This is a genomic window from Streptomyces flavofungini (genome assembly GCF_014650815.1).
In the GTDB taxonomy this organism is placed as follows: Bacteria; Actinomycetota; Actinomycetes; order Streptomycetales; family Streptomycetaceae; genus Streptomyces; species Streptomyces flavofungini.
The window spans coordinates 203,264-224,544 of the sequence record NZ_BMVR01000012.1 but is presented as its reverse complement, the minus strand read 5'-3'; the positions used below and the strand labels follow the sequence as shown (position 1 = coordinate 224,544).

Genomic DNA, 21,281 nt, shown 5'->3' with positions numbered 1-21,281 from the left:
GAGGCCCAGCCGTCCGCCCGCGCCACCGATCCACCGCGAAAGGAAACCCCATGACGTCAGAGGCCCCCTTCCTCCCCATCGAGGACTTCTTCAGGAGCCCGGTCGCCGCCGCCGGATCGATCTCCCCGGACGGTACGAAGATCGCGTACCTGGCGCCCGAGCAGGGTCGGCTGAACGTCTGGATCCGCGGCGTCGATGCCGAAGAGGCCGTGTGCGTGACCCACGACCACCACCGCGACGTGCACAGCTACCGCTGGACCGACGATCCCCGCTGGCTGCTCTACACCCAGGACGGGGACGGCGACGAGAACTGGCACCTCTTCCGCGTCGACCTGGACGATCCGGACGCCCCGGCGCGGGACCTCACCCCGTTCCCCGGAGCCAGGCTGCAGGACTTCTGGCAGCCCGCAGGCCTTCCCGGCACCGTCGTCGCCGTACTCAACGAACGCCGGCCGGACCAGTTCGACGTCCACCGCATCGACATCGCCACGGGCGAGATCAGCAGGGTCGCGCAGAACCCCGGGCACATCGGCGGCTGGCTGTGCGGCAGGAACGGCGAGCTGTTCGCGACGGTGATACCGACCACCGGCGGTCATGAGATCCACGCCTGGGACACCGACAGCGGCACCATGCGGCAGATCACCGCGTACGACGGCGCCGACCTGCCCATGGGCCTCACCCCGGCCACCGTCACCCCCGACGGCACCGGCATCTGGATCGGCTCCAACCGCGACAGCGACCTCATCCGACTGGTCCGGCTCGACATCGCCACCGGCGAGGAGACCGTCGTCGACAGCCACCCCGCGTACGAACTCGACACCCGCAGCGGCGTCAACACGGCCAACCAGGACCCGCTGATCCTCAGCAGGCGCACCGGTGAGATCCTCGCCGTCCGCTACCTGGGCGCCCGGCAGGTCGTGCACCCGCTGGACCCGCACTTCGCAGCGGTCCACGAGCAGGTGTCCCGGCTGTCCGACGGCGACCTCGCCGCCGTCAGCAGCGACACCGGCGAACGCCGCTGGGTGGTGAGCTTCACCCACGACACCGACCCCGACGTCACGTACTACTACGACCACGAGACGGGCGAGAGCCGTGAGCTGTTCCGCCCGTACCCGCACCTGAGCCCACGGACGCTGGCGGAGAAGCTGCCGGTCTCCTTCTCCGCGCGTGACGGGCTGACGGTGCACGGATACCTGACCCAGCCGATCGGCGCCGGGGCCACGCGACTGCCGCTGGTCCTGCACGTGCACGGCGGTCCGTGGTTCCGCGACAGCTACGGATACGAGCCCCGCGTGCAACTGCTCGCCAACCGCGGGTACGCCGTGCTGCAGATCAACATGCGCGGCTCGTCCGGCTACGGCAAGGCCTTCACCCGTGCGGCCATCGGCGAGTTCGCCGGCCGGATGCACGACGATCTCATCGACGCCGTCGCATGGGCGGTGCGGCAGGGGTACGCCGACCCGGACCGTGTCGCCATCTGCGGCGGCTCGTACGGCGGTTACTCGGCGCTCGTCGGCGTCACCTTCACCCCGGACGTCTTCGCCGCCGCCGTCGACCTCTGCGGCATCTCCAACCTGGCGAACTTCATCCGCACCCTGCCGGACTTCGCACGGACCCTGATCGGCAACAACTTCCTGACCTACGTGGGCGATCCCGACTTCCCGGAGCAGGAGGCCGACATGCTGGCCCGCTCGCCGATCACCAAGGTGGATCAGGTCAGCACCCCGCTGATGGTGGTCCAGGGAGCCAACGACGTCCGCGTGGTGCAGGAGGAGTCCGACCTGATGGTGGCGGCGCTGCGCGCCCGCGGGGTGGAGGTCGAGTACCTGGTCAAGGACGACGAGGGCCATCGCTTCCAGAACCCGGAGAACCTCATCGAGATCCACCAGCTCCTGGAGCGGTTCCTGGCCCGCCATCTGGGCGGCAAGCAGGCCGTGGCGGCAGTGTGAGCGGCATGACCGAGGGCTGGGAGTACGACCTCGTGCCGCTGCCCGACGGCCGGGTGACGGAGGTGCTGACGTACGGCACGGCGACCGAGGGCACGCTGCTCTGCCACGCGGGCACCCCCGGCGGCCTGGTGCCCCGGCAGTCGTTCGCGCGGGTCTGCGACCAACTCGGCCTGCGCCATGTGATGGCGGGGCGCCCTGGATACGGACGGAGCTCGCCCCGGCCGGGGCGGGTGATGGCGGACATCGCCGAGGACACGGCCGTAGTCCTCAACCACCTCGGCGTCGACACCTTCGTCAGCATGGGCGGTTCCGGCGGCGGCCCGCACGCGCTCGCCTGTGCCGCGCTGCTCCCGGACCGCTGCCGCGCCACGGCCGCGGTGGTCAGCCCGGCGCCGATCGACGCGGACGGCCTCGACCACTACGCCGGGATGGGGCCGGAGAACGTCGAGGAGTGGAAGCTCGCCGAACAGGGCCGGGAGGCCATCGAGCCGTGGCTGCGGCGGACCGTGGCCGACTGGGGCGACCTCACCGCGGCGGACTTCGTCGACTCCTACCGCGGCGCGCTGCCCCCCGTCGACCAGGAGCTCTGCACGACCGAGTTCGGCGACACCTTCATCGCGAGCACGAGGAAGTCGACGTCCACGGGCGTCGAGGGCTGGGTCGAGGACGACCTGGCGCTGGTCGCGCCCTGGGGCTTCGACCTCGGCGCGATCACCACCCCCGTCACGCTCTGGACCGGCAAGCTCGATCGGATGGTCAGTCACGAGCACTCCGTCTGGCTCGCGCGCGCCGTGCCCGGCGCCGATCTGCACGTCATCGCCGGGCACGGCCATCTCAGCCTCCAGCAGGCGTATCTGCCGGACATCGTCACCGATCTGCTGGGGAAGGGACGGCCATGACGAGGGCCGCCACCGTCATCCCGACCGAGGACTTCTCCGAGGACGAACCGAGAGGCGGACGCGCACGATGACAGCACTGCACGACGAGGCCCTGGTGGCCGACCTCCACAACGACCTGATCCTCCTTGTCGACCACTTCGACCATCGCGGCCGCACGGACTACTTCGGCGAGTTCTGGCTGCCCGAACTGCACGCCGGTGGTGTGAACGTCCAGGTGCTGCCGGTCTTCATCGACGAGCAGTTCCAGTCCGAGGGCGCCCTGCGCCGCACGCTGCTGCTCGTCGAGCGCATCCACCGCTTGGCCGAGCAGTATCCGCAGACGACGGTCTGCCGCACCGGAGCCGATGTCGCGCGCGCGACGGCCGACGGGAGGATCGCGCTGGTCATCGCCCTCGAAGGCGCGCACGCCCTCGGCCAGGACCCCGCATTGATCCGCACCATGGAGCGGGTCGGCGTGCGGGTGGTGTCACTGGCCCACCTGGGCCGCACCCTGCTCGCCGACGGCAGCGGCGTCGACGACTCCGCCTGTGGCGGGCTCACCCCGCAAGGCCTGGAAGTCCTGGCCGAGATGGAGCGCCTGGGCATCGTCTACGACATCAGCCATCTCGGCGTCGCAGGCGTCGAGGACGTACTGGAGCACGCCCGCCGACCGCTCCTCGCGACGCACTCGGCGTGCCGTGCCGTCACCGACATCCACCGCAACCTCACCGACGCCCAGCTCAAGGGCATCGCCGACCTCGGCGGCGTGATCGGCGTGGCGGCGGCCATCCCGCCCTTCATCGATCCGGGCCGCCCCACGGTGGCCCGGGTGGTCGACCACATCGAACACCTCGCCTCGGTCACCTCCATCGATGCCATCGCGCTCGGCCCCGACTTCATCGACGACTACTACCAAGACGTCCACGGCGGCTGGGTGGTCCCCGGCATGGACGTCACATGGGCCGACAGCGAGCTCCGGCGGCCCTCCGACCTGCCCAGGATCACCGAGGAGATGGCGGAGCGCGGCTTCCCCGACGCCGACATCAAGAAGGTCCTGGGCGGCAACGCGATGCGGGTGTTCGACGAGGTGATGGGCGTACCCGCGACGACCAGGACCCCATAGCGCGACGGCACACCGCCAATTCCACTGAGAGGGAAGGGACATGATGAGCAAGGGCTGGGATGTCATCGTCGTGGGAGCGGGTTCTGCGGGCGCCGCGCTCGCGGCACGTACGGCGGCGCAGGGCAGACGCGTGCTGCTGCTGGAGGCGGGACCGGACTACCGGTCGGCGGAGATGAAGGACGTCTGGCGTTCCCCCAACCCGAGCCTCGCGCTGCTGGACCCGGCGGCGAGCGCGGAGCTGATCTGGCCCGACGTGAACGCCGCGCGCACGGACCGGCAGGAGCAGGAGCTGTACTGGCGCGGCCGGGGGACCGGCGGCAGTTCGGCGGTCAACGGCCAGATCGCCATCCGCCCGCCGATGGTCGACTACGAGGAGTGGGCGGCCCTCGGCTGCAAGGGCTGGGCCCCCGAGGACGTGCTGCCGTACTTCGCCCGCCTGGAGGACGACGAGCTGTTCGGCGACGATCCGCACCACGGCCGCGGCGGCCCGATCCCGATCCACCGGATGCCGCAGGAGCGCTGGGGAGGCGTCGACAAGGCCTTGGCCCGGGCCTGCTGGGCCGCCGGGTACCGCTGGACCGAAGACGTCAACGCGCCCCGGGGCACCGGTGTTTCGCCGTACCCGATCAACTCGCGGGACGGCCTGCGGGTGAGCGTCAACGACGGCTACCTGGAGTGGGCCCGCGACCTGGACACCCTCACCGTACGCGGGGACAGCGTGGTGGACCGCGTGCTGTTCCACGGCAACCGGGCCGTCGGAGTGCGATTGATCAGAGACGGAGTCGTGTCCACCGAGCACGCGGACACCGTCGTCCTCAGTGCCGGCGTCATCCACTCGCCGACGATCCTGATGCGCTCGGGCATCGGCCCCGCGGCGCACCTGGACGAGCTCGGCATCGGCGTACGCCAGGATCTGCCCGTCGGCCAGGGGCTGCAGGACCACCCGCTGGCGTCGGTGACCCTCCCGCTCACGGAGGAGGCCGGCAACAGGACACCGCACGACCGGCACACCAACGTGTGCGTCCGCTGGACCAGCGGTCCCGGCGCGCCCGAGAACGACATGATGTTCGTCGCCCTCAACGAGAACGTCCTCGCCATGGGCTCGGCGACGCCCGGCGCCCGGACGGGGTCCTACGGCGTGTGGCTGAACCGCGCCTACTCGCGCGGTGTGCTGACGCTGACGTCCGCCGACCCCACCCAGCAGCCGCTGGTGCGCGAGCGGATGCTGTCCGATCCACGGGACCTGCCTCGGCTGCGCACGGGAGTGCGCGAGCTGGTCGAGCTGGCGCGCGGGCCCGAGACGGAGGGGATCCTGACGGCTCCGGTCGAGGAGGCGAACCGGGAATTGTTCGCCGCGCTGCACAGCGACAGCGCGCTCGACGAGCACCTCCTGGCCACCGTGGTGGACACGCAGCACGGAACCAGCACCTGCCGGATGGGCGCGGCCGACGCCCCGGAGACGGTGGTGGACAGCGACTGCCGGGTCCTCGGCGTGGACGGGCTGCGCGTCGTCGACGCGTCGATCTTCCCGTTCGTTCCCCGCGCCAACACCAACCTCGCCTCGATCATGGCCGGCGAGTTGATGTCCGACCGACTCACGTGAAGGGGACCGGACTCGTGCGTACCGCGGAGAATCTGTTCGGCGGCGCCTGGCAGGCCACCGCCGGGGACGCCCTGCTCAACGTCGTGGACCCGGCGGTCGCCGTCGTGCCCGACTTCGCCATCGGGCTCCAGCGGGCGGCCCGTTCGCGCTACGGCCTCGCCGCGACGGTGTACACCGACGACCCGGAGCACAGGGACGCCGCGGCCCGGCTCCCCGCGGGAGTCGTATGGATCAACCAATGGCAAGGCGGCAGCCCCGAGATGGTCTGGGAACCGGCGGGCGACAGCGGCACCGGAGCCACCGGCGCCCACGCCGCCTACGACGCGGCCACTCGCCCGTCCGCCGTCATCATCGCCGAGGGCAACGCGACCTGACGGTCGCGTCAGCCGTGGTGATCCTGGGGCTGTGGCCGGTCTGCCGCCCAGATCGGGCGGCAGGCGAGGCCTGGGCGCAGCTCACGCCGTAGGGACATCGAACGCGTCGTCGCCTACGGCCGTGGGCACGGCCCAAGGGAAGGGGGCGCGTGACGGCGCCCGGCCAAGCGGCGGGGCTGGTTCGGCTCCGGACTCGCGGTCGCGGGTTACGCGCCCCAGCCGCCGCCGTAGGGCCGGGTCAGCAGGAACGAGTCGCGCAACGCCGCACGCAGACCGGGAACGGCCTGGTCGAAGCGGTCGGCGAGCGCCTTGAGCCGCTGCGGTGCCCTGCGGGCGGCGGGCGAGCTTCTCGCCTTCGGGGCGTGGCTGCTTTCGTGGCGCGTCGCGGGATTCCCCGGGACTTCACAGGGGGACAGCGGAGCGAATCAGCGTTCCGCCACCAGCTCGTGGGCCAGCCGGATCAGGTCCGGGATCGCCGGGTGTGCCGGGGTGCCGCGGTGCCAGGCCAGGACCAGCGGGACCGGTGGGGCGTCGGTCAGGGGGCGGTAGGCGATCGCCGGGTGGGTGTGCATGCGGGGGGTCGCCGAGGTCGAGATGCCCACGGCCCGCCCCGCCGCGATGGCCGTCAGCCACTCGTCCGTGTTGGTGACCTCGATCACCACCTCGGGGCGCGCGGCCGTGGACCACAGGTCGAGCGTGGTCGTGCCCGCCACCGTGTTGAGCGCGATCGGCCACGGCGTCAGGTCGGCCAGCGTGAGCGCGTCGCGTGCGGTGAGGTCACTGTCGGCGGGCACCACCGCCACCCGTTCCTCCCGCATCAGCAACTCCGTGACCAGGTCCGGAGCCGTCAGCTCGCCGCGAAGCAGGGCGACGTCGACCTTGCCCCGCGTGAGCCCCGCCGTACGGTCGTCGACGCGGCGCAGCTCCAGCGGCACACCGGGGTGTTCCTCGTCCCAGCGGCGCAGGAGCGGCAGGGTCAGGTCGCCGAGCGCGGCCCAGGGGTGCCCCAGGCGCAGCGGCAGCGCGGCCAGCGAACGGGGATCGAAGGCCGTGTCCACGGCGGCCAGCGCGGCCGCGGCCTGGTCGCGGAACGCCCGGCCCGCGGCGGTGAGTTCCAGGTGGTGCGTGGAGCGGTCGACCAGGCGCACACCGAGGTGCGTCTCGAGCTGGCGCAGCGTGCGGGAGAGCGCGGGCTGGCCCGTGTGCAGCCGGGTCGCGGCACGCGTGATCGTGCCCTCCTCGGCGATGGCGAGGAAGGCCCGCAGATGGCGCAGTTCCATGGTCATGCCCAGGAAGCATAACCACCGCGCGAAAGGCATTTCACGCGGCGCGCTCGGCTTTCTAGCGTGGGGGCATGACAAACACGAGGGTTCAGGTGGGGGCCGCGACGGGCAGCGCCGCGGTGACGGGGGTCGACGGGGCCGGTCCGGCGGGGGCAGGGGCTGTGAGCGCCACGGGTGCGGGGTCCGGGGCGGCGGGGTCTGGCACGGCAGGGGGTGAGGCGGCGACATCGGGCGGTGGGGCGACGTCCGGTGGTGCGGTGGCGTCCGGTACGGCGATGACAGGAACGGAGACGTCCGCGACCGGGCAGCGGACCTCCGCCGTCGGCCGCATCCGCAAGGCGGCCGGCCCCGCCAGTGCGGGCAGTCTCGGCGGCATCGGCCTGGTGCTCGCCGGTGTCCTCTCGGTGCAGTTCGGCTCCGCCGCGGCGGCCCTGCTCTTCCCGCGCGCGGGCGCGCTCGGTGTGGTGGCGCTGCGGGTGACGATCGCGGCCGTACTGCTCCTTGTCGTCTGCCGCCCCCGGTTGCGCGGCTACAGCCGTACGGACTGGGGGGTCGTCGGCGCGTTCGGGCTCGCCCTGGGTGGCATGAACGTCCTCTTCTACCAGGCGATCGACCGCATTCCGCTGGGCCCCGCGGTGACCCTGGAGGTCCTGGGCCCGCTGCTCCTGTCCGTCGTCACGGCGCGGCGGGCGGCGAGCCTGGTGTGGGCCGGGATGGCGTTCGCGGGCGTGTTCCTGCTCGGGCAGGGCAGCTTCGGCGAACTCAGCCTGGCGGGCGCCGGGTTCGCGCTCGGGGCGGGCGCGATGTGGGCGGCGTACATCGTCTTCAGTGCCCGGGCCGGGGCCCGTTTCCCGCGCCTCGACGGGCTGGCCCTGGCGATGGCCGTGGCCGCGCTGGTGAGCCTGCCGCTGGGCATCGGCTCCGCGGGGACCACCCTGCTGGAGCCGAAGGTGCTGGGGATCGGCCTGGTCGTCGCGCTGCTGTCGTCCGGGGTCCCGTACACGCTGGAGCTGCTCGCCCTGCGCAGGCTGCCCGCGGGCACCTTCGCGGTCCTGATGAGCCTGGCCCCGGCGGTCGCCGCGCTGGCCGGGTTCCTGGTCCTCGGGCAGACGCTGTCGGCCCTGCAGTGCGCGGCGATCGCGCTGGTCGTGGGGGCGAGCGCGGGGGCGGTACGGGCTGGGGGCGCGGGGCGGAAGTGAGGGGCGGGGAGGCGGCGCTCCGGGCGAGGAGGGGGCGCGCCCCGGCGGCGAGGAGAGGGCGCCCCCCCGGCGAGGAGAGGGCGCGCTCCGGCTCCGCCGACTCCACCGGGCCCCGAGAAGCCTGATCAACTCCCCGGTTAGGATGCGCCGCATGGACATAGTGATCCCGCTCTTCGACCGTTTCGAGCCGCTCGACGCGATCGGACCGTACGAGATCCTGGCCCATGTGCCCGACGCCACCGTGCGCTTCGTGGCCCCCGAACCCGGCCTGGTGCAGGACGTGCTCGGCTCCCTGCCGGTGCACGTCCCGACCAGGTACTCCGAGGTGGAGCACTGCGACGTCCTGCTCGTCCCCGGCGGTGGCGGCGCCTGGACGGTGGCGGCCGACCCCGACTTCCTCGACTGGGTCCGCCGCGTCCACACCGGCACCCGCTTCACCACCTCGGTCTGCACCGGAGCCCTGGTGCTCGCGGCAGCCGGGCTGCTGACCGGCCTGACCGCCACCAGCCACTGGGGCGTCATCGACGAGCTGGAGTCGTACGGCGCCACCTACACCGCCGAGCGGGTCGTCCGCCACGACCGGATCATCACCTCCGCCGGGGTGTCCTCGGGCATCGACATGGCGATCCGACTGGCCGCGCTGCTCAGCGACGACACCACCGCCCAGGCGATCCAGCTCTACACCGAGTACGACCCCCGGCCCCCGTACGACACCGGCTCGGTCGCCAAGGCCCCGGCCGAGGTGCTCGAACGGGCGCGCAACCTGACCTGAGGCCCGCCCCCGTTGTGGGGGACGCCGGGACGCCGTCCTGATCTTTGTGGCTTCTGTGAGTACGACCGTCTGCCGGGGCGCGGGAAGACTGCCCGCCAGAGGCCGCGGCCCGCCCTGTGGGACGGCGCCGGGGCCATGACGAGGCCCACGGGAGGACAGCGCGATGAGCGTGCAGCAGTACGACGAGATCGGTGAGGCGTTCGAGGGTTTCAAGTCCCTGCCGCTGACGCAGTACGGGGAGGTCCCCAGCTTCCTGGCGATGGTCGGTGACGTGCGCGGCAAGGCGGTCCTCGACCTCGCCTCCGGCACTGGCTTCTACAGCAGGGAGTTCAAGCGGCGCGGCGCCGCCGAGGTGCTCGGCGTCGACATCTCCAGCGAAATGGTCGCCGCGGCCCGGGGGTTCGAGGAGCGCGACCCGCTGGGCGTGCGCTACGAGGTGGGCGACGTCGCCGAACTGCGGCCCCTGGAGCGGCGCTTCGACGTCGCCCTGGGAGTGCAGCTCCTCAACTACGCCCCGGACATCGCCGCCATGGAGCGGATGTGCCGCCACGTGCACCGGAGCCTGCGGCCCGGCGGCGAGTTCTTCGTGCTCGCCCAGACGCCCGAGTACCGCTTCGACGGCCCGTCCTTGGCCAAGTACGGCTTCCGCTGCGAGGCGACCGGCGAGGAGATCGAGACCGGCCCCCGCATCCGGCTCACGGCACTGCTCGACCCGCCGATCTCGTTCGTCGGCACCTGCCCGCGCCGCGAGGTGTACGAACAGAGTCTGCGGGCCGCCGGGTTCAGCGAGCTGACCTGGGTACCGGTGGAGGTGTCCGAGGCCGGGGTGCGCGAACACGGTGCGGACTTCTGGGCGGACCTCCTCGTCAACCCGCCGCTGGTGATGCTGCGCTGCCGCGCCTGAGAGGTGCGACGCCCCCTCAGGCGGGCGCGGTGACCCCGGACCGGACCGCCAGGACCGCGAGCCGGATGCGGTTGTCGCAGCCCGTCTTGGCCATCAGGTTCGCCACGTGCGTCTTGACCGTGGTCACCCCCAGGTGCAGCCGGTCGCCGATCTCCTTGTTCGACAGGCCCTGCCCGAGCAGGGCAAGGACCTGCTGCTCGCGGGGCGTCAGCCCGGCGGGCGGCGCTGGCGCGCGCTGCGCGGGCGGGGTCGCGCCGGTGTCGAGGGCGCGGGCGACGATGCGGTCCAGGGCGGCCTGGCTGAAGGGGGCCTCGCCGCGGGCCGCGCGCCGTACGCCGTCCAGGAGTTGGGGTGGCGGGGTGTCCTTCACCAGGAAGCCGCAGGCTCCGGCGGCGAGCGCCGGGTACAGGTGATCGTCGTCGTCGAACGTGGTCAGTGCGAGCACGCGGGTGCCGGGCCGGGCCGTCGTGATGCGCCGGGTGGCGGTGATGCCGTCCACCCCCGGCATGCGCAGGTCCATCAGGACCACGTCGGGAGTGAGGTGTTCGGCCAGGCGCACGGCGTCCTGGCCGTTGGCCGCCTCGCCCACGAGGTCGATGTCGTCGGGCTGCTCGAAGAGCATGCGGAGTCCCATGCGGACGAGCTGCTGGTCGTCGACGATGAGGAGGCGGATCACAGGTGCGGCTCCGTGTTCGTGGCGGTCTTGCGCGATACGGCTCCTGCGGTGCTCATGGCTCCTGCGGTGCTTGCGGCTTCCGCGGTTCCTGCGGTGCTCATGGCTCCCACGGTTTCCGTAGCGGCGCCCCCGTCCAGGACCGGAAGTTCCGCCCGCAGCCGCCACCCCCGCCCCACGGGCCCGGCCTCCAAGCGCCCGCCGAGCAGCCGCACCCGCTCACGCAGGCCGACGAGACCGTGCCCGGACGGTCCGCCGACCAGCTCCTGCCCGGACGGGCCGACCCCGGCCACCCGCCCCGGAGCGCCCAGTTCCCCCGACCCGCCCCCGCCGCCACCAGCACCCCCTCCGTCATCCTCCACGACGACCCACACGCCCCCGTCCCCACCGACCCCCACCGTCAGCCCGGCCCGCGCCCCCGCGCCCGCGTGCTGCGTCACGTTCGCCAGTCCCTCCTGTGCCAGCCGCAGCACCGCGAGCCCACGAGCCGTGTCGATCCGGGCGAGTTCCGCGTCGTCCACCGCGGCGTCGACCAGCAGGCCGGAGCGCGCGCTCTGGGCGACGACCGACTCCAGGGCCGTGGCGAGCGCGCCGGGGGAGAGGAGCGGGGAGGCGTCGGGGGCGATGCTGTCGGGGTCGCGCAACACCGCGACCAGGCGCCGCAGGTCGGCCATGGCGGCGGTGCCGCCGGTGTGCAGGTCGTCGAGGACGGCGGTGATGCGGGGATCGGGCGCGCCGTCGGTGCCCGCGGCGGGCAGGACGTGCCGGGCGACCCCGACCCGTACCACCATGGACGAGACATGGTGCGCCACGAGGTCGTGCAACTCGCGGGCGATGGCGGTCCGTTCGGCGGTCCGGGCCGCCAACAGCCGTTGCTCGGCGCGCGCCTGCTCCTGCTCCGCGTGGTCGCGGGCGCGGTGGGTGGCGTCCCGCGTGGCCCGGACGTACGCGCCGAGCACCAGGGGGACCCCGGCGACGACGCTCATCTTGTAGAGCACGGAGGGGAGTTCGCCGGGGAGGTCTCCCAGGCGGTTCGCGGCGACGGCGCAGGCCAGTGCGGCGGACGCGACGACCGGCCGCCGCCCCGCGCACCGTACCGACACCTCGAAGACGCCGAGGGCGGCGAGCACCTTCAGGGCCGCGACCGGCTCCGCGCCCCAGGCGTGCGCGGCGACCAGCAGCCCCGACTGGGCCACCGCCGCGGCGAACACCCACTCGACCTCCGCCAGACACAGCGCGATCCCGGCCGCGGCGAAGCCCCAGTCGGCCGCCTGGGCGGGCCGTTGCACCAGGAGGAGGTAGCCGAGCAGCGCACCGGCGACGACCAGGACGCGTACCGGCGCGTACTTCCGGTCGAAGACCGGTTCCACCCAAGATCGGTTCACTCGGACAACGATAGGCGCCGCCAGAGCACCGGCCTCCTGCCGCAGCAGGAGCCCGCTCCTCCCAGTGGCCGCCGCACCGCCCCGTCGAAGGAAGTGCCCCGCCCGCCCGCGCTGACAGTGTGGACCGCATGAACGCACACGACACGACCCGGCGCTCCCTGCTCGGCGGCGCCGCCGCCCTCGGCCTGACCTCCCTGGCCTTCGACGGCACCGCCCGCGCCGCCACCCCCCGCCCGGGCCCCCGGGCGAAACGCCGCTTCGACGGCCGTTCCGTCCTCATCACCGGCGCCACCTCGGGCATCGGCGAGGCCACGGCGAAGGCCTTCGCCGCAGAAGGCGCGCGCGTCGGATTCTGCGGCCGCCGCGTCTCGTCGGGGCGCCGCGTCGAGCAGGAGATCCGCAAGGCGGGCGGCGACGCCACCTACATGCAGGCCGACGTGCGCGAGGCCGACCAGGTGCGCGCCTTCGTGTACCGGATGGCCGACCGCCACGGAGGCATCGACATCGCCTTCAACAACGCCGGTATCGGCAGCGCCAAGCTCCCGCACGAACTGACCGTCGAGGAGTGGGACGACGTCCAGTCCACCAATGCGCGCGGGGTGTTCCTCGCCCTCAAGTACGAGGTCGAGCACATGCTCAAGGCGGGGCACGGCGTCATCGTCTGCACCTCGTCGTCGGCCGCCGAGCAGGCCCGGCCGAACGGCTCCGCGTACACGGCGAGCAAGCGCGCCGTCCAGGGCATCGTCAAGGCCGCCGCGCTCGCGTACGGTCCCCAGGGCATCCGCGTCAACGCCATCCTGCCCGGCACCACCGACACTCCTTTCGTCCGCCCGCCGGGCATCCCCGACGCCGACTGGGCCGCGTACAAGAAGGCGTTCGGACCCCTCAACATCGACGGCCTCGAACGGATGGCGGAGCCCGCGGAGATCGCCCGCGCCGTGCTCTCCCTGGCGTCCGACGACCTCTCGTACATGACCGGTGCCTCCGTGGCCGTGGACGGCGGGGCCACGGCCGGGCGGAAGATGATCCGGCCCAGCGGCACGTGACGGCGCCGCCCTGAGGGCCGTGTGCGCGGCACCACCTCCACGGGGGGTGGTGCTGAGTGCACCCCCGAAGTGGTTGGTAGCGCGCCTGCCACGGCTGCCGCGCCCGCATACCTTCGTGACTGCCGCTGTGCGACACGGAGTTCGCGGCACGGACGCAGGGCATGGACGCGCGGCGCCTACGCCTGGCCGACTACCGAAGGGGCAGCAATGGCTTCCAAGGACGAGCACGCTCGACGCACCGCACTGCGGCCCGCGACGGTGACGGGCGCGGGGTCGGCGCTGGGTCCGGTGCTGAACCCGGTGTCCGCCGGGGCGACGTCCCCGGCGGGGGCCGCCACTCGCCCCGCTGCTCCTGTCGCGGCTGCGGACCGGCTGCCGAACGGTCCGGTACGCGTCACCCGCGACGGCCCCCGCTACCCCCACCTCACCACCCGAGGCGCCAGCAACCGCTTCCGGGCCGGCCCGAGCAGGTCCACCTGGTCGGCTCGACGGCTCAAGTCGTCCACGCCGTACGGGAGTCGGTGCGGACGGGTGCCCGCCTCGCCGTCCGCAGCGGCGGGCACTGCTTCGAGGCGGGCGCCCGCGTACCTGGCCTGGATCCGCGGCTGCTACCGGGACCTCTTCGCCGACACCGGCGGCGCCCCCGTCCCCGGCGAGCACGCCGACGGCACCTTCATCGACCACCCCGACACCGACCTCGCCGACCCGCGCCGGAACACCTCGGGCACGCCCTGGCAGACCCTCTCCTGCGAGGCCAACCACGCGCGGCTCGGCGCGGTGAAGGCGCAGTGGGACCCGCGGAACGTGTTCCACCACGCGCTGTCGGTGTCGGCGGCCTGAGCGCGGGGGCCGCTGTGGGGGGGGCGTTCCCCTTCGGGCTTTGGGCTTCGGGTTTCGGGCCGGAAGTCGGGCGCCCGATCGCACGGTCTCGACTTTGGATACGGCGGCGAGAACCGATGGCTGATGATCGGGCCCCCGCCCGCCACCGACGCTGGAGACGTTCCGGAAGCGCTCTGGAACACGACCAGTTGGCGACGGCGGGAGTGCTTGATGCGGATCGAAGCGATGACCAGAGGGAGCTTCCTCGCGGGGGCGGCGGCGGTCGGCGCGGGCGCGCTGGTGGGCACGGCGCTGACCGGGGAGGCGGCCGCGGCGACGGGCCCGGAAGCCTCGACGGGCCCGGACGCCGGTACGCGCACCCCTGCCACCCCGAACCCGGCCGGCGAGCAGCGGACACCGGGCCGGGGCCTCGTCCGCCGGGGCGTGATGTACGAGTGCGAGGACGGCGAGACCCCGCACACGGGCTGGAAGCGCACCCGGATGCGGTCCGACATGCGGTCCATCCGGCGCGAGCTGCACGCGAACTCGGTCGCCGCCTTCGGCACCGGCGTCGAGCGCCTGACCGCCACCGCCACGGAGGCGGCCGAGCACGGGATGCACGTGTGGCTCCAGCCGCGCATGGCCGACGTACCCGAGCGCGAGATCCTCGACCACCTGGCCGAGACCGGCAGGCAGGCCGAGCGGCTGCGCCGCCAGGGCGCGCGGGTGTACCTGAGCGTGGGGTGCGAGTTCATCCTGTTCGTGCCGGGCATCGTCCCCGGGGCGAACGCGGTCGAGCGGATCGAGAACATGCTGAAGGGGAACTGGAACCCCGAGGCGGCGCAGCGGAAGCTGACGCGGTTCATCGGCCTGGCCGCGAAGACCGGCCGCCGGGTGTTCCGCGGTCCGCTGACGTACGGTTCCGCGCACGGTGACAAGGTCGACTGGGACCTGTTCGACATCGTCAGCGTCAATTACTACGAGTCCTTCGCCGATCCGCGCGGTCACGTCAAGGAGCTGGCCCCGTACCGGAAGTGGGGCAAGCCCGTCGCCATCACGGAGTGCGGCACCTGCACCTTCAAGGGCGCGCCCGACGCGGGCGGCATGGGCTGGGACGTCGTCGACTACAGCAAGCCCAAGCCGGAGGTCCGCATGGGCGTGCGGCGCAGCGAGCACACCCAGGCGCAGTACCTCGGGGAGGTCCTGAACGTCTTCGAGCAGATGAACCTGCACGCGGCGATGGTGTACCAGTTCGTCACCTCCGACGCCCCGCACCGTCGCGAGCGCCGCTACGACCTCGACATCGCCAGCTACAGCCTCACCAAGGCGATCTGGAAGGCGGCGGACAGCCCGACGGCACGCTGGCACTGGGAGCCGAAGGAGTCGTTCCACGCCGTGGCGCGGCACTTCGCGCACGCCGAGCGCAGGGACCGCCAGGGCCTGTCCGAGGCCCCTCGCAGGGACCGCTAGGCCGTTTCCGGCAGGGCGTGCGCGAGGAGGATCTCCGCCGCCGCCCGCGCGTGCCGTCCGTAGCCCGCGTCGTCCAGGACCATGGCGCGGCTGGCCGCTCCGTCCGCGAGGGTGACCAACTGCTCGGCGAGCGCGGCGGGTTCGCGGCAGCCCAGCTCCGTCACCAGCACGGTGACCAGCTCCACCATCCGCAGCTTCTGTTCGCGCGCGTAGGAGTGGACCGCGTTCTCCGGGTCGGGGAACTCTGCTGCGGCATCGATGAACGGGCACCCGCGCACCGGTGCCGCGTCCGCCGCGGGCGGCGGGTCGAACAGCCCGAGGATCCGTTCCCGCGGGGGGACGTCTGCGCGGGTCAGTGCGCTCTCCAGGGTGGCCCCTGACGACGCGAGGTCCTGGAGGTGGGCGATGACCAGGTCGGCCTTGGTCCGGAAATGCACGTAGAGCGTGCGCTTGGACACCGGCGCTTCCTCGGCGACCTGCTCCATGCCGGTCGCGTTGATGCCCTGGACGGCGAACAGCCGGGCGGCGGCGGCCAGGACGCGCTCCCGTCCGCCGCGTCCCCGCCCCTGAGGCGCCGTGGTCGTCGATGTCGTGGTCGTCGCTCCCATCCGCGAAGTATACGTCCGCGTTTACTTCGAGGGGAGTGGCTTGCTAGGGTCGCGCCAAGTAAACGACCCCGTTTACATTGGTTGTCGTCGAGGAGTGATCCATGGGTCCGTCGATCCCCACCGAACTGAGTGGCTGCGCCGAGAAGCTGATACGCGCGCGGCGCGCGACCCGCGCCTTCCGCCCGGACGCGGTGCCCGAGGACACGCTGCGCGCGGTCTTCTCGCTGGCGGGCGCCGCGCCGTCCAACTCCAACGCGCAGCCGTGGCAGGTGGAGGTGGTGAGCGGCGCGAAGCGCGCACGCCTGGCGGACGCCTTGCAGGCGGCCCACGCCGCACAGCGCACCTCGATCGACGTTCCGTACTCCGAGGACATCTACACGTCCGTGCACCAGGAGCGACGGGCGGCGTTCGGCGCCGAACTGTACGGAGCGCTGGGCATCGCCCCTGGCGACCACGCGGCGCGGGCGGCCTACGACGCGGAGAGCCTGCGCTTCTACGGCGCACCGCACGCCGCGTTCCTGTTCGTCACCGGCGACGGCGGGCCTCGCCTGGCCGCGGACGTCGGCGCCTACATGCAGACACTGCTCCTGGCGCTGACCGCGTACGGCGTGGCGAGTTGCCCACAAGGGCTGCTGAGCTTCTACGCCGACACGGTCCGCGCCGAACTCGGCGTCACCGAAGGGAAGTTGCTCGTCGGCATCTCCTTCGGCTATGCCGACGAGGCGGCACCGGTGAACCGCGTCACGACCGAGCGGGCGGCGCTCGAGACGCTCGCGACGTTCCACGGCTAGGCGGGTTCCGGCTAGCCCTTGGAGCCCCTGGACCGCCGGTGACAGCCTCCGTGCTCCTAGCCGGGCGTGTAGACGTACCGCTGTCCCGGCGGCCAGCCCGCGCTGCGGCCCGCGTCCGTCACCAGGACGTGCTGGTACTGGGGCGCGGTCACCTGGTTCTGCGTCAGGGAGGGGCACAGCGTGGCGCAGCTGGCCGCGGTCTGTGTGCCCAGGCGCCACCCGTCGGTGTCGAAGAAGACGTACTCCACGTCGGCCGGTGCCTGTGACGTCTCGACGGACACCCCGGCGGACACTGGCGTCGGCAGCCGGAACAGCACCCCGTCCACCCCGGCCGCGCGCAGCCGAAGGGCACCGATGCCGAGCGTGCTCCACCGCGGCGCCGGGGAAGGGACGTCGAGCAGCGCGGCGCGCAGGGCGCCGGGGCCGGGGCCCCGCAGCGCCACCCGGGGTGCCCGGGAGAGCAGGGAGGCGACGGCGGCGCTGTCGGGCCTCGGCTCCGTCCCGCCGTCGCCGTCGTCGTCCGTCGGGGAGGGCATACGGGGGCGGTCCGCGGGCGGGTCCTCGGGCGCGGGTGACGTCGGAGGCGGTGACTTCTCCGGCGCCGGGGGCGATGCGGACGACTTGGGTGTCGCCTTGTCCGTGCTGCCCACGCAGACCTGGCCGTCGCCGATGCACAGGACGTTGTCGCCGTGTTCGTTGGTCTGGACGATCGTGCTCGGTCCCGACTTGTCCCCACCGCCGTCGCCGCTCACCGTGATGAGCGCGGCGACGATCATCCCCGCCACGCCGATCAGCGCAGCGACGACCCCCGCTGCCATGCCCCTGGATCCCATCGTGCCCCCCGACGTGCCCCCCGACCGGCCTGCACGGAGGCGTCGACCGTGCGCCGGGCCGCCAGCGTAGGTGCGCGACCGCCCCCGTCGAAGGGGGTCACGGCACAGCTACGCCAGACGGCCGGGGCCCGCTTCCGGCGAAGGGAGGGGGAGGGCTACGTGTGCCCGCCCCGGACCGGAGAAGGGCGGGTGGCGATCACGGGCACGACGGCCTCATACGACGGTGACCGCCACGCCGACGGCCGCGATCCCGTCGAGCTGCGCCGAGGGAGCCTCGGCGTCGGTGATCAGGCAGTGCACGTCGGCCGCCGGGCAGATCTTGGCGAACGTGGTCCGGCCGATCTTGGAGTGGTCGGCGACCACGACAGTCCGGCCGCTGTGCCGGGCGAAGGCGCGGTCGGTGGCCGCCTCCAACTGGTCGTGCGTGGTGCAGCCGTGCGCGGCGCTGATGCCGTCCACGCCGAGGAAGGCGATGTCGGTGTGGTGGTCGGCGAGAGTCTTCTCGGCGATGGGGCCGACGAGTTCGTAGCTCTCGCTGCGGGCCGTGCCGCCGATCACGATCAGGGTGACGGTGGGGCGCAGCACGAGGGCGGCGGCGATGTTGACCGCGTTGGTGACGATGGTGACGGGGCCGCGGTCGGCGAGGATGCGGGCCACTTCCGTCGTCGTGGTGCCGCCGGTCAGGCCGACCACCGCGCCGTCGGGGACGAGGTCGGCGGCGGCCCGCGCGATGGCCTGCTTCTGCGGGGAACGCTGGTCCGCGCGGTGCTGGAGCGGCAGTTCGATGCTCAGGCCGCCGGGGAGCGCCCCGCCGTGGGTGCGCTCCAGGAGCCGCTGGTCGCTCAGGTGGCGGAGGTCGCGGCGCACGGTGGCCTGCGAGACCCCGAGCAACCGGGACAACTGCGTCACGTCGGCGCTTCCCTGCGCGGCGACGTGGTCGAGTATCCGCACATGGCGGTCGCTTCTCAGCACGCGGCGAGCATAGTCCCGGGCGGCGATTTCGCTCAGTGATCGCGCACCAGGTGAGCGCGGTTGTGCGCGATCTCGCGGTAGTTCAATCAAATCCGATCCCTTGACAGGGTCGAACGCGCTCGCTTAACTCCCTGGCAACGCCGATGACGAGCCCTCGGCGCAGAGGTACGCCTAGCCGGTAGTTGGCCCTTCGCCATGAGCCCGGACTGAGTCGCCAGGACCGCTGTGGGTCCGAGGCGGGGACGTGCCCTCCCACAGCTGGAGCTCACTGATGAGCCTCAATCGTGTTCCCCGCAGGTGTACGACCGCGGCCCTCGCCGCCACCGCGGCGGCCTGCCTGCTCGCCCCCTCCTCGGCGTCAGCCGGTGCCACCGCCTCGGCCGGTGCCACCGCGTCCGGCGAAGCGACAGCCTCAGCCGGTGCCGCAGCCGACGCGCGGGCCGTCCGGCTTCCCCCGCCCCACACCGGATTCGACTACCAGATCGGCGGCGCCTACACCCCGCCCCCCGGAGTCGAGGTCGTCAGCCGCGACCGCGCCGCCACCCCCGCCCCCGGCCGCTACAACCTCTGCTACGTCAACGCCTTCCAGGCCCAGCCCGGCGCCGAGCAGGAGTGGGAGAAGGACCTGCTCCTGCGGGACGCGAACGGCGACGTCGTGTACGACGGCGAGTGGGGCGAGGCCGTCCTCGACATCCGCACCGCCGACCAGCGCGAGCGCATCGCCGCCAAGGTCAACGGGTGGATCGACGGCTGCGCGGACAAGGGGTTCCAGGCCGTCGAGCCGGACAACTACGACACGTACACCCGCTTCCCCGAGCTGCTGAAGGCGAGCCAGGCCAAGGCGTTCATCTCGCTGCTCTCCGCCCACGCGCACAGCGCGGGCCTGGCCATCGCGCAGAAGAACACGCCGGACCTGGCCGCGTCCCGCCAGGAGACCGGCCTCGACTTCGCCGTCGCCGAGGAGTGCGGCGAGTGGGACGAATGCGGCACGTACACCGACGCGTTCGGTGATCACGTCCTCGTCATCGAGTACTCGGCGAAGGGCCTGCGCACGGCCTGCTCGGGCTGGGGCGACCGGCTGAGCATCGTGCGCCGCGACGTCGGCGTCTCGCCCGCGGGCAGCGGTGCGTACCTCCGTGAGACCTGCTAGCGGGAACCCCCTCGGATCTCCGCACGCCCCCTTCGCACGTCCCCTCCCGGGCTCCGCCGTGCCCCGCGGCGGTGCCGACCCGACGACTGGCGCCCGACCCTCCTGGAGGCAGAGATGACCGCAGAACCCCGCGCGCCGGGCCCGCCGTCACGGCGCGGTGTGCTGCGCGCCGGTGGCGCCGGGGCGCTCGCGGCGGCCGGTGGCGCGCTGACCGGCTGTGCCGCGGGCGTCGGCGACGGGGTCGGCGCCGACGGCCGCGTCACCATCCAGATGTGGCACGGCCAGACCGACCTCGCCGCCAAGGTCATCAAGAGCCTGGTCGCCGAGTTCGAGCGCTCCCACCCGGACATCCGCGTGGACCTGGGCGGCGGTGTCCTCGCCGACGCCATGCTGCAGAAGGTCACCGCCGCCCTCGCCGCCGGTTCCTACCCCGACATCGCCTACGTCTTCGGCTCCGACCTCGCCAGCGTCGCCCGCAGCCCCCAGGTCGTCGACCTCACCGCGCACGTACAGCGGGGCCCGACCCCGTGGAAGAACTACTGGGCACCGGCCCGGGACGCCGTCACCGTCAACGGCCGGGTCCGGGCGCTGCCCGCGCTCCTGGACTGCCTGGCCGTGGTCTGCAACAAGAAACTGTTCGCCGAGGCCGGACTCGACCTGCCCGCGGCGGGCTGGACCTGGCGGGAGTTCACCGACACCGCGCGGCGCCTCACCGACGCGGGCAAGGGCCGCTTCGGCACCGGCTGGCCCGGGACCGGCGACGAGGACACCGTGTGGCGGCTGTGGCCGCTGGTGTGGGACCTGGGCGGGGACGTGATCGCGGACGACGGCAAGAGCATCGGCTTCGCGACGGAGGGCGTACGCGCACTGGAGGTCGTGCGGGACCTGGCGCGCGACAGGAGCGTCTACCTCGACCCCAAGCCCGGCAGCGAGCAGATGTACCAGGTCTTCGTGTCCGGGCGGATGGGCATGGTGCTGACCGCGCCCTGGCAACTGCCCGACATCCTGCAGGCCGGGATGGACTACCACGTCGTCCCGCTGCCCAGCTTCAGCCGCCGCCCCATGACCATCTCGGGCCCCGACACCTGGACGCTGTTCGACAACGGCGAGGCCCGCACGCAGGCCGCCCGGACCTTCGTCACCTGGCTGACCCAGCCCGCCCAGGACAGCCGCTGGGACGTCGAGGCGGGCAGCCTCCCGCTGAGCCGCCGCAGCGAGGACCGCCCGGCCTGGCGCGCGCACGCCACCCGTACGCCGGGCCTTGCGGTGTTCACCGAAGCCGTCTCCTCGGCACGCGTACGCCCCGTCCACCCGGCCTACCCCCGCGTCTCCCGCGCCCTCGGCCAGGCCGTCGTCTCCGTGCTGCTCGGCCGCTCCAGCCCCGCCGACGCCGTGCGCGCCTGCGCCGACGAGTCCAACGCCGCCCTGCTGATCCCGCGTTGAGGACCA

Annotated in this window: 20 protein-coding genes; 14 read left to right on the top strand and 6 right to left on the bottom strand. The window is 72.9% G+C overall.

The annotated features are described in order from the left end of the window. Positions 1–50 precede the first annotated feature (50 nt). From IE274_RS29005 to IE274_RS28985, 5 genes are all read left to right on the top strand, one after another. On the top strand, positions 51–1,949 hold the full coding sequence (locus tag IE274_RS29005; RefSeq protein WP_190118863.1) for a S9 family peptidase: 1,899 nt from the start codon (positions 51–53) through the stop codon (positions 1,947–1,949). A gap of 5 nt (positions 1,950–1,954) precedes the next feature. After that, a complete protein-coding gene (locus tag IE274_RS29000; protein WP_190118862.1) occupies positions 1,955–2,848 on the top strand; it encodes an alpha/beta fold hydrolase in 894 nt (297 codons plus the stop codon). Positions 2,849–2,915: 67 nt separating this feature from the next. Further along, on the top strand, positions 2,916–3,950 hold the full coding sequence (locus tag IE274_RS28995) for a dipeptidase (RefSeq protein ID WP_190118861.1): 1,035 nt from the start codon (positions 2,916–2,918) through the stop codon (positions 3,948–3,950). Positions 3,951–3,990: 40 nt separating this feature from the next. Further along, entirely contained in the window at positions 3,991–5,553 is a 1,563-nt protein-coding gene (locus tag IE274_RS28990; RefSeq protein ID WP_190118860.1) for a GMC family oxidoreductase, read from the top strand. 14 nt (positions 5,554–5,567) lie between these two features. Continuing rightward, positions 5,568–5,927, top strand: a complete 360-nt coding sequence (locus tag IE274_RS28985; RefSeq protein ID WP_190118928.1) for an aldehyde dehydrogenase family protein — start codon at positions 5,568–5,570, stop codon at positions 5,925–5,927. A gap of 425 nt (positions 5,928–6,352) precedes the next feature. On the opposite strand, the gene IE274_RS28980 is transcribed toward IE274_RS28985, so the two are convergent. Continuing rightward, the gene (locus IE274_RS28980; RefSeq protein WP_190118859.1) at positions 6,353–7,213 is read right to left on the bottom strand and encodes a LysR family transcriptional regulator; all 861 of its coding nucleotides are present in this window, start codon (positions 7,211–7,213) and stop codon (positions 6,353–6,355) included. 272 nt (positions 7,214–7,485) lie between these two features. On the opposite strand from IE274_RS28980, the gene IE274_RS28975 reads away from it, so the two are divergent. From IE274_RS28975 to IE274_RS28965, 3 genes are all read left to right on the top strand, one after another. Then, the gene (locus IE274_RS28975) at positions 7,486–8,409 is read left to right on the top strand and encodes an EamA family transporter (RefSeq protein WP_190118858.1); all 924 of its coding nucleotides are present in this window, start codon (positions 7,486–7,488) and stop codon (positions 8,407–8,409) included. A 151-nt stretch (positions 8,410–8,560) separates the two neighbouring features. Further along, positions 8,561–9,181, top strand: coding sequence for a DJ-1/PfpI family protein (locus IE274_RS28970; RefSeq protein WP_190118857.1), 621 nt, complete (start codon positions 8,561–8,563; stop codon positions 9,179–9,181). A 163-nt stretch (positions 9,182–9,344) separates the two neighbouring features. Beyond that, entirely contained in the window at positions 9,345–10,085 is a 741-nt protein-coding gene (locus IE274_RS28965; RefSeq protein WP_190118856.1) for a class I SAM-dependent methyltransferase, read from the top strand. A gap of 16 nt (positions 10,086–10,101) precedes the next feature. Here IE274_RS28965 and IE274_RS28960 read toward each other — a convergent pair whose 3' ends face one another. Both IE274_RS28960 and IE274_RS28955 read right to left on the bottom strand, forming a co-directional pair. After that, entirely contained in the window at positions 10,102–10,761 is a 660-nt protein-coding gene (locus tag IE274_RS28960; protein ID WP_190118855.1) for a response regulator, read from the bottom strand. After that, positions 10,758–12,143 (bottom strand): sensor histidine kinase, encoded by a 1,386-nt coding sequence (locus IE274_RS28955; protein WP_229909871.1) that lies wholly within the window; start codon positions 12,141–12,143, stop codon positions 10,758–10,760. The genes IE274_RS28960 and IE274_RS28955 overlap by 4 nt, the downstream gene beginning before the upstream one ends. A gap of 128 nt (positions 12,144–12,271) precedes the next feature. Between IE274_RS28955 and IE274_RS28950 the strand changes: the two genes are divergently transcribed. The 3 genes from IE274_RS28950 to IE274_RS28940 all read left to right on the top strand — a co-directional run bounded on the left by IE274_RS28950 (position 12,272) and on the right by IE274_RS28940 (position 15,478). Continuing rightward, positions 12,272–13,189 (top strand): SDR family NAD(P)-dependent oxidoreductase, encoded by a 918-nt coding sequence (locus IE274_RS28950; protein WP_190118854.1) that lies wholly within the window; start codon positions 12,272–12,274, stop codon positions 13,187–13,189. Between the two features lie 207 nt (positions 13,190–13,396). After that, complete coding sequence (locus tag IE274_RS40250; protein ID WP_198897848.1) at positions 13,397–14,029, top strand: BBE domain-containing protein; 633 nt, start codon at positions 13,397–13,399, stop codon at positions 14,027–14,029. Positions 14,030–14,254: 225 nt separating this feature from the next. After that, a complete protein-coding gene (locus IE274_RS28940) occupies positions 14,255–15,478 on the top strand; it encodes a glycoside hydrolase family 113 protein (RefSeq protein ID WP_229909870.1) in 1,224 nt (407 codons plus the stop codon). On the opposite strand, the gene IE274_RS28935 is transcribed toward IE274_RS28940, so the two are convergent. Further along, positions 15,475–16,086, bottom strand: a complete 612-nt coding sequence (locus IE274_RS28935) for a TetR/AcrR family transcriptional regulator (protein ID WP_190118852.1) — start codon at positions 16,084–16,086, stop codon at positions 15,475–15,477. The two genes, IE274_RS28940 and IE274_RS28935, sit on opposite strands and share 4 nt — an antisense overlap. A gap of 101 nt (positions 16,087–16,187) precedes the next feature. On the opposite strand from IE274_RS28935, the gene IE274_RS28930 reads away from it, so the two are divergent. Beyond that, complete coding sequence (locus tag IE274_RS28930; protein ID WP_190118851.1) at positions 16,188–16,877, top strand: nitroreductase; 690 nt, start codon at positions 16,188–16,190, stop codon at positions 16,875–16,877. Between the two features lie 56 nt (positions 16,878–16,933). Here the strand turns inward: IE274_RS28930 and IE274_RS28925 are convergent, their stop codons facing one another. Next, positions 16,934–17,695: a hypothetical protein gene (locus IE274_RS28925; RefSeq protein WP_190118850.1), complete on the bottom strand. Its 762-nt coding sequence runs from the start codon at positions 17,693–17,695 to the stop codon at positions 16,934–16,936. Between the two features lie 228 nt (positions 17,696–17,923). After that, positions 17,924–18,682: a DeoR/GlpR family DNA-binding transcription regulator gene (locus IE274_RS28920; protein WP_190118849.1), complete on the bottom strand. Its 759-nt coding sequence runs from the start codon at positions 18,680–18,682 to the stop codon at positions 17,924–17,926. A gap of 271 nt (positions 18,683–18,953) precedes the next feature. Between IE274_RS28920 and IE274_RS28915 the strand changes: the two genes are divergently transcribed. Both IE274_RS28915 and IE274_RS28910 read left to right on the top strand, forming a co-directional pair. Further along, positions 18,954–19,832, top strand: a complete 879-nt coding sequence (locus IE274_RS28915; protein WP_190118848.1) for an endo alpha-1,4 polygalactosaminidase — start codon at positions 18,954–18,956, stop codon at positions 19,830–19,832. Positions 19,833–19,946: 114 nt separating this feature from the next. Then, positions 19,947–21,275: an ABC transporter substrate-binding protein gene (locus IE274_RS28910; protein WP_190118847.1), complete on the top strand. Its 1,329-nt coding sequence runs from the start codon at positions 19,947–19,949 to the stop codon at positions 21,273–21,275. Positions 21,276–21,281 lie beyond the last annotated feature (6 nt).

Bases quoted from the DNA above. Each gene is read 5' to 3' on its own strand.
- IE274_RS28925 (WP_190118850.1), bottom strand. From the start codon at position 17,695: ATGGCAGCGGGGGTCGTCGCTGCGCTGATCGGCGTGGCGGGGATGATC.
- IE274_RS28940 (WP_229909870.1), top strand. From the start codon at position 14,255: ATGACCAGAGGGAGCTTCCTCGCGGGGGCGGCGGCGGTCGGCGCGGGC.
- IE274_RS28910 (WP_190118847.1), top strand. From the start codon at position 19,947: ATGACCGCAGAACCCCGCGCGCCGGGCCCGCCGTCACGGCGCGGTGTG.
- IE274_RS28950 (WP_190118854.1), top strand. From the start codon at position 12,272: ATGAACGCACACGACACGACCCGGCGCTCCCTGCTCGGCGGCGCCGCC.
- IE274_RS28915 (WP_190118848.1), top strand. From the start codon at position 18,954: ATGAGCCTCAATCGTGTTCCCCGCAGGTGTACGACCGCGGCCCTCGCC.
- IE274_RS40250 (WP_198897848.1), top strand. From the start codon at position 13,397: ATGGCTTCCAAGGACGAGCACGCTCGACGCACCGCACTGCGGCCCGCG.
- IE274_RS28970 (WP_190118857.1), top strand. From the start codon at position 8,561: ATGGACATAGTGATCCCGCTCTTCGACCGTTTCGAGCCGCTCGACGCG.
- IE274_RS28930 (WP_190118851.1), top strand. From the start codon at position 16,188: ATGGGTCCGTCGATCCCCACCGAACTGAGTGGCTGCGCCGAGAAGCTG.
- IE274_RS28975 (WP_190118858.1), top strand. From the start codon at position 7,486: ATGACAGGAACGGAGACGTCCGCGACCGGGCAGCGGACCTCCGCCGTC.
- IE274_RS28935 (WP_190118852.1), bottom strand. From the start codon at position 16,086: ATGGGAGCGACGACCACGACATCGACGACCACGGCGCCTCAGGGGCGG.
- IE274_RS28990 (WP_190118860.1), top strand. From the start codon at position 3,991: ATGATGAGCAAGGGCTGGGATGTCATCGTCGTGGGAGCGGGTTCTGCG.
- IE274_RS28965 (WP_190118856.1), top strand. From the start codon at position 9,345: ATGAGCGTGCAGCAGTACGACGAGATCGGTGAGGCGTTCGAGGGTTTC.
- IE274_RS29005 (WP_190118863.1), top strand. From the start codon at position 51: ATGACGTCAGAGGCCCCCTTCCTCCCCATCGAGGACTTCTTCAGGAGC.
- IE274_RS28980 (WP_190118859.1), bottom strand. From the start codon at position 7,213: ATGACCATGGAACTGCGCCATCTGCGGGCCTTCCTCGCCATCGCCGAG.
- IE274_RS28995 (WP_190118861.1), top strand. From the start codon at position 2,916: ATGACAGCACTGCACGACGAGGCCCTGGTGGCCGACCTCCACAACGAC.
- IE274_RS29000 (WP_190118862.1), top strand. From the start codon at position 1,955: ATGACCGAGGGCTGGGAGTACGACCTCGTGCCGCTGCCCGACGGCCGG.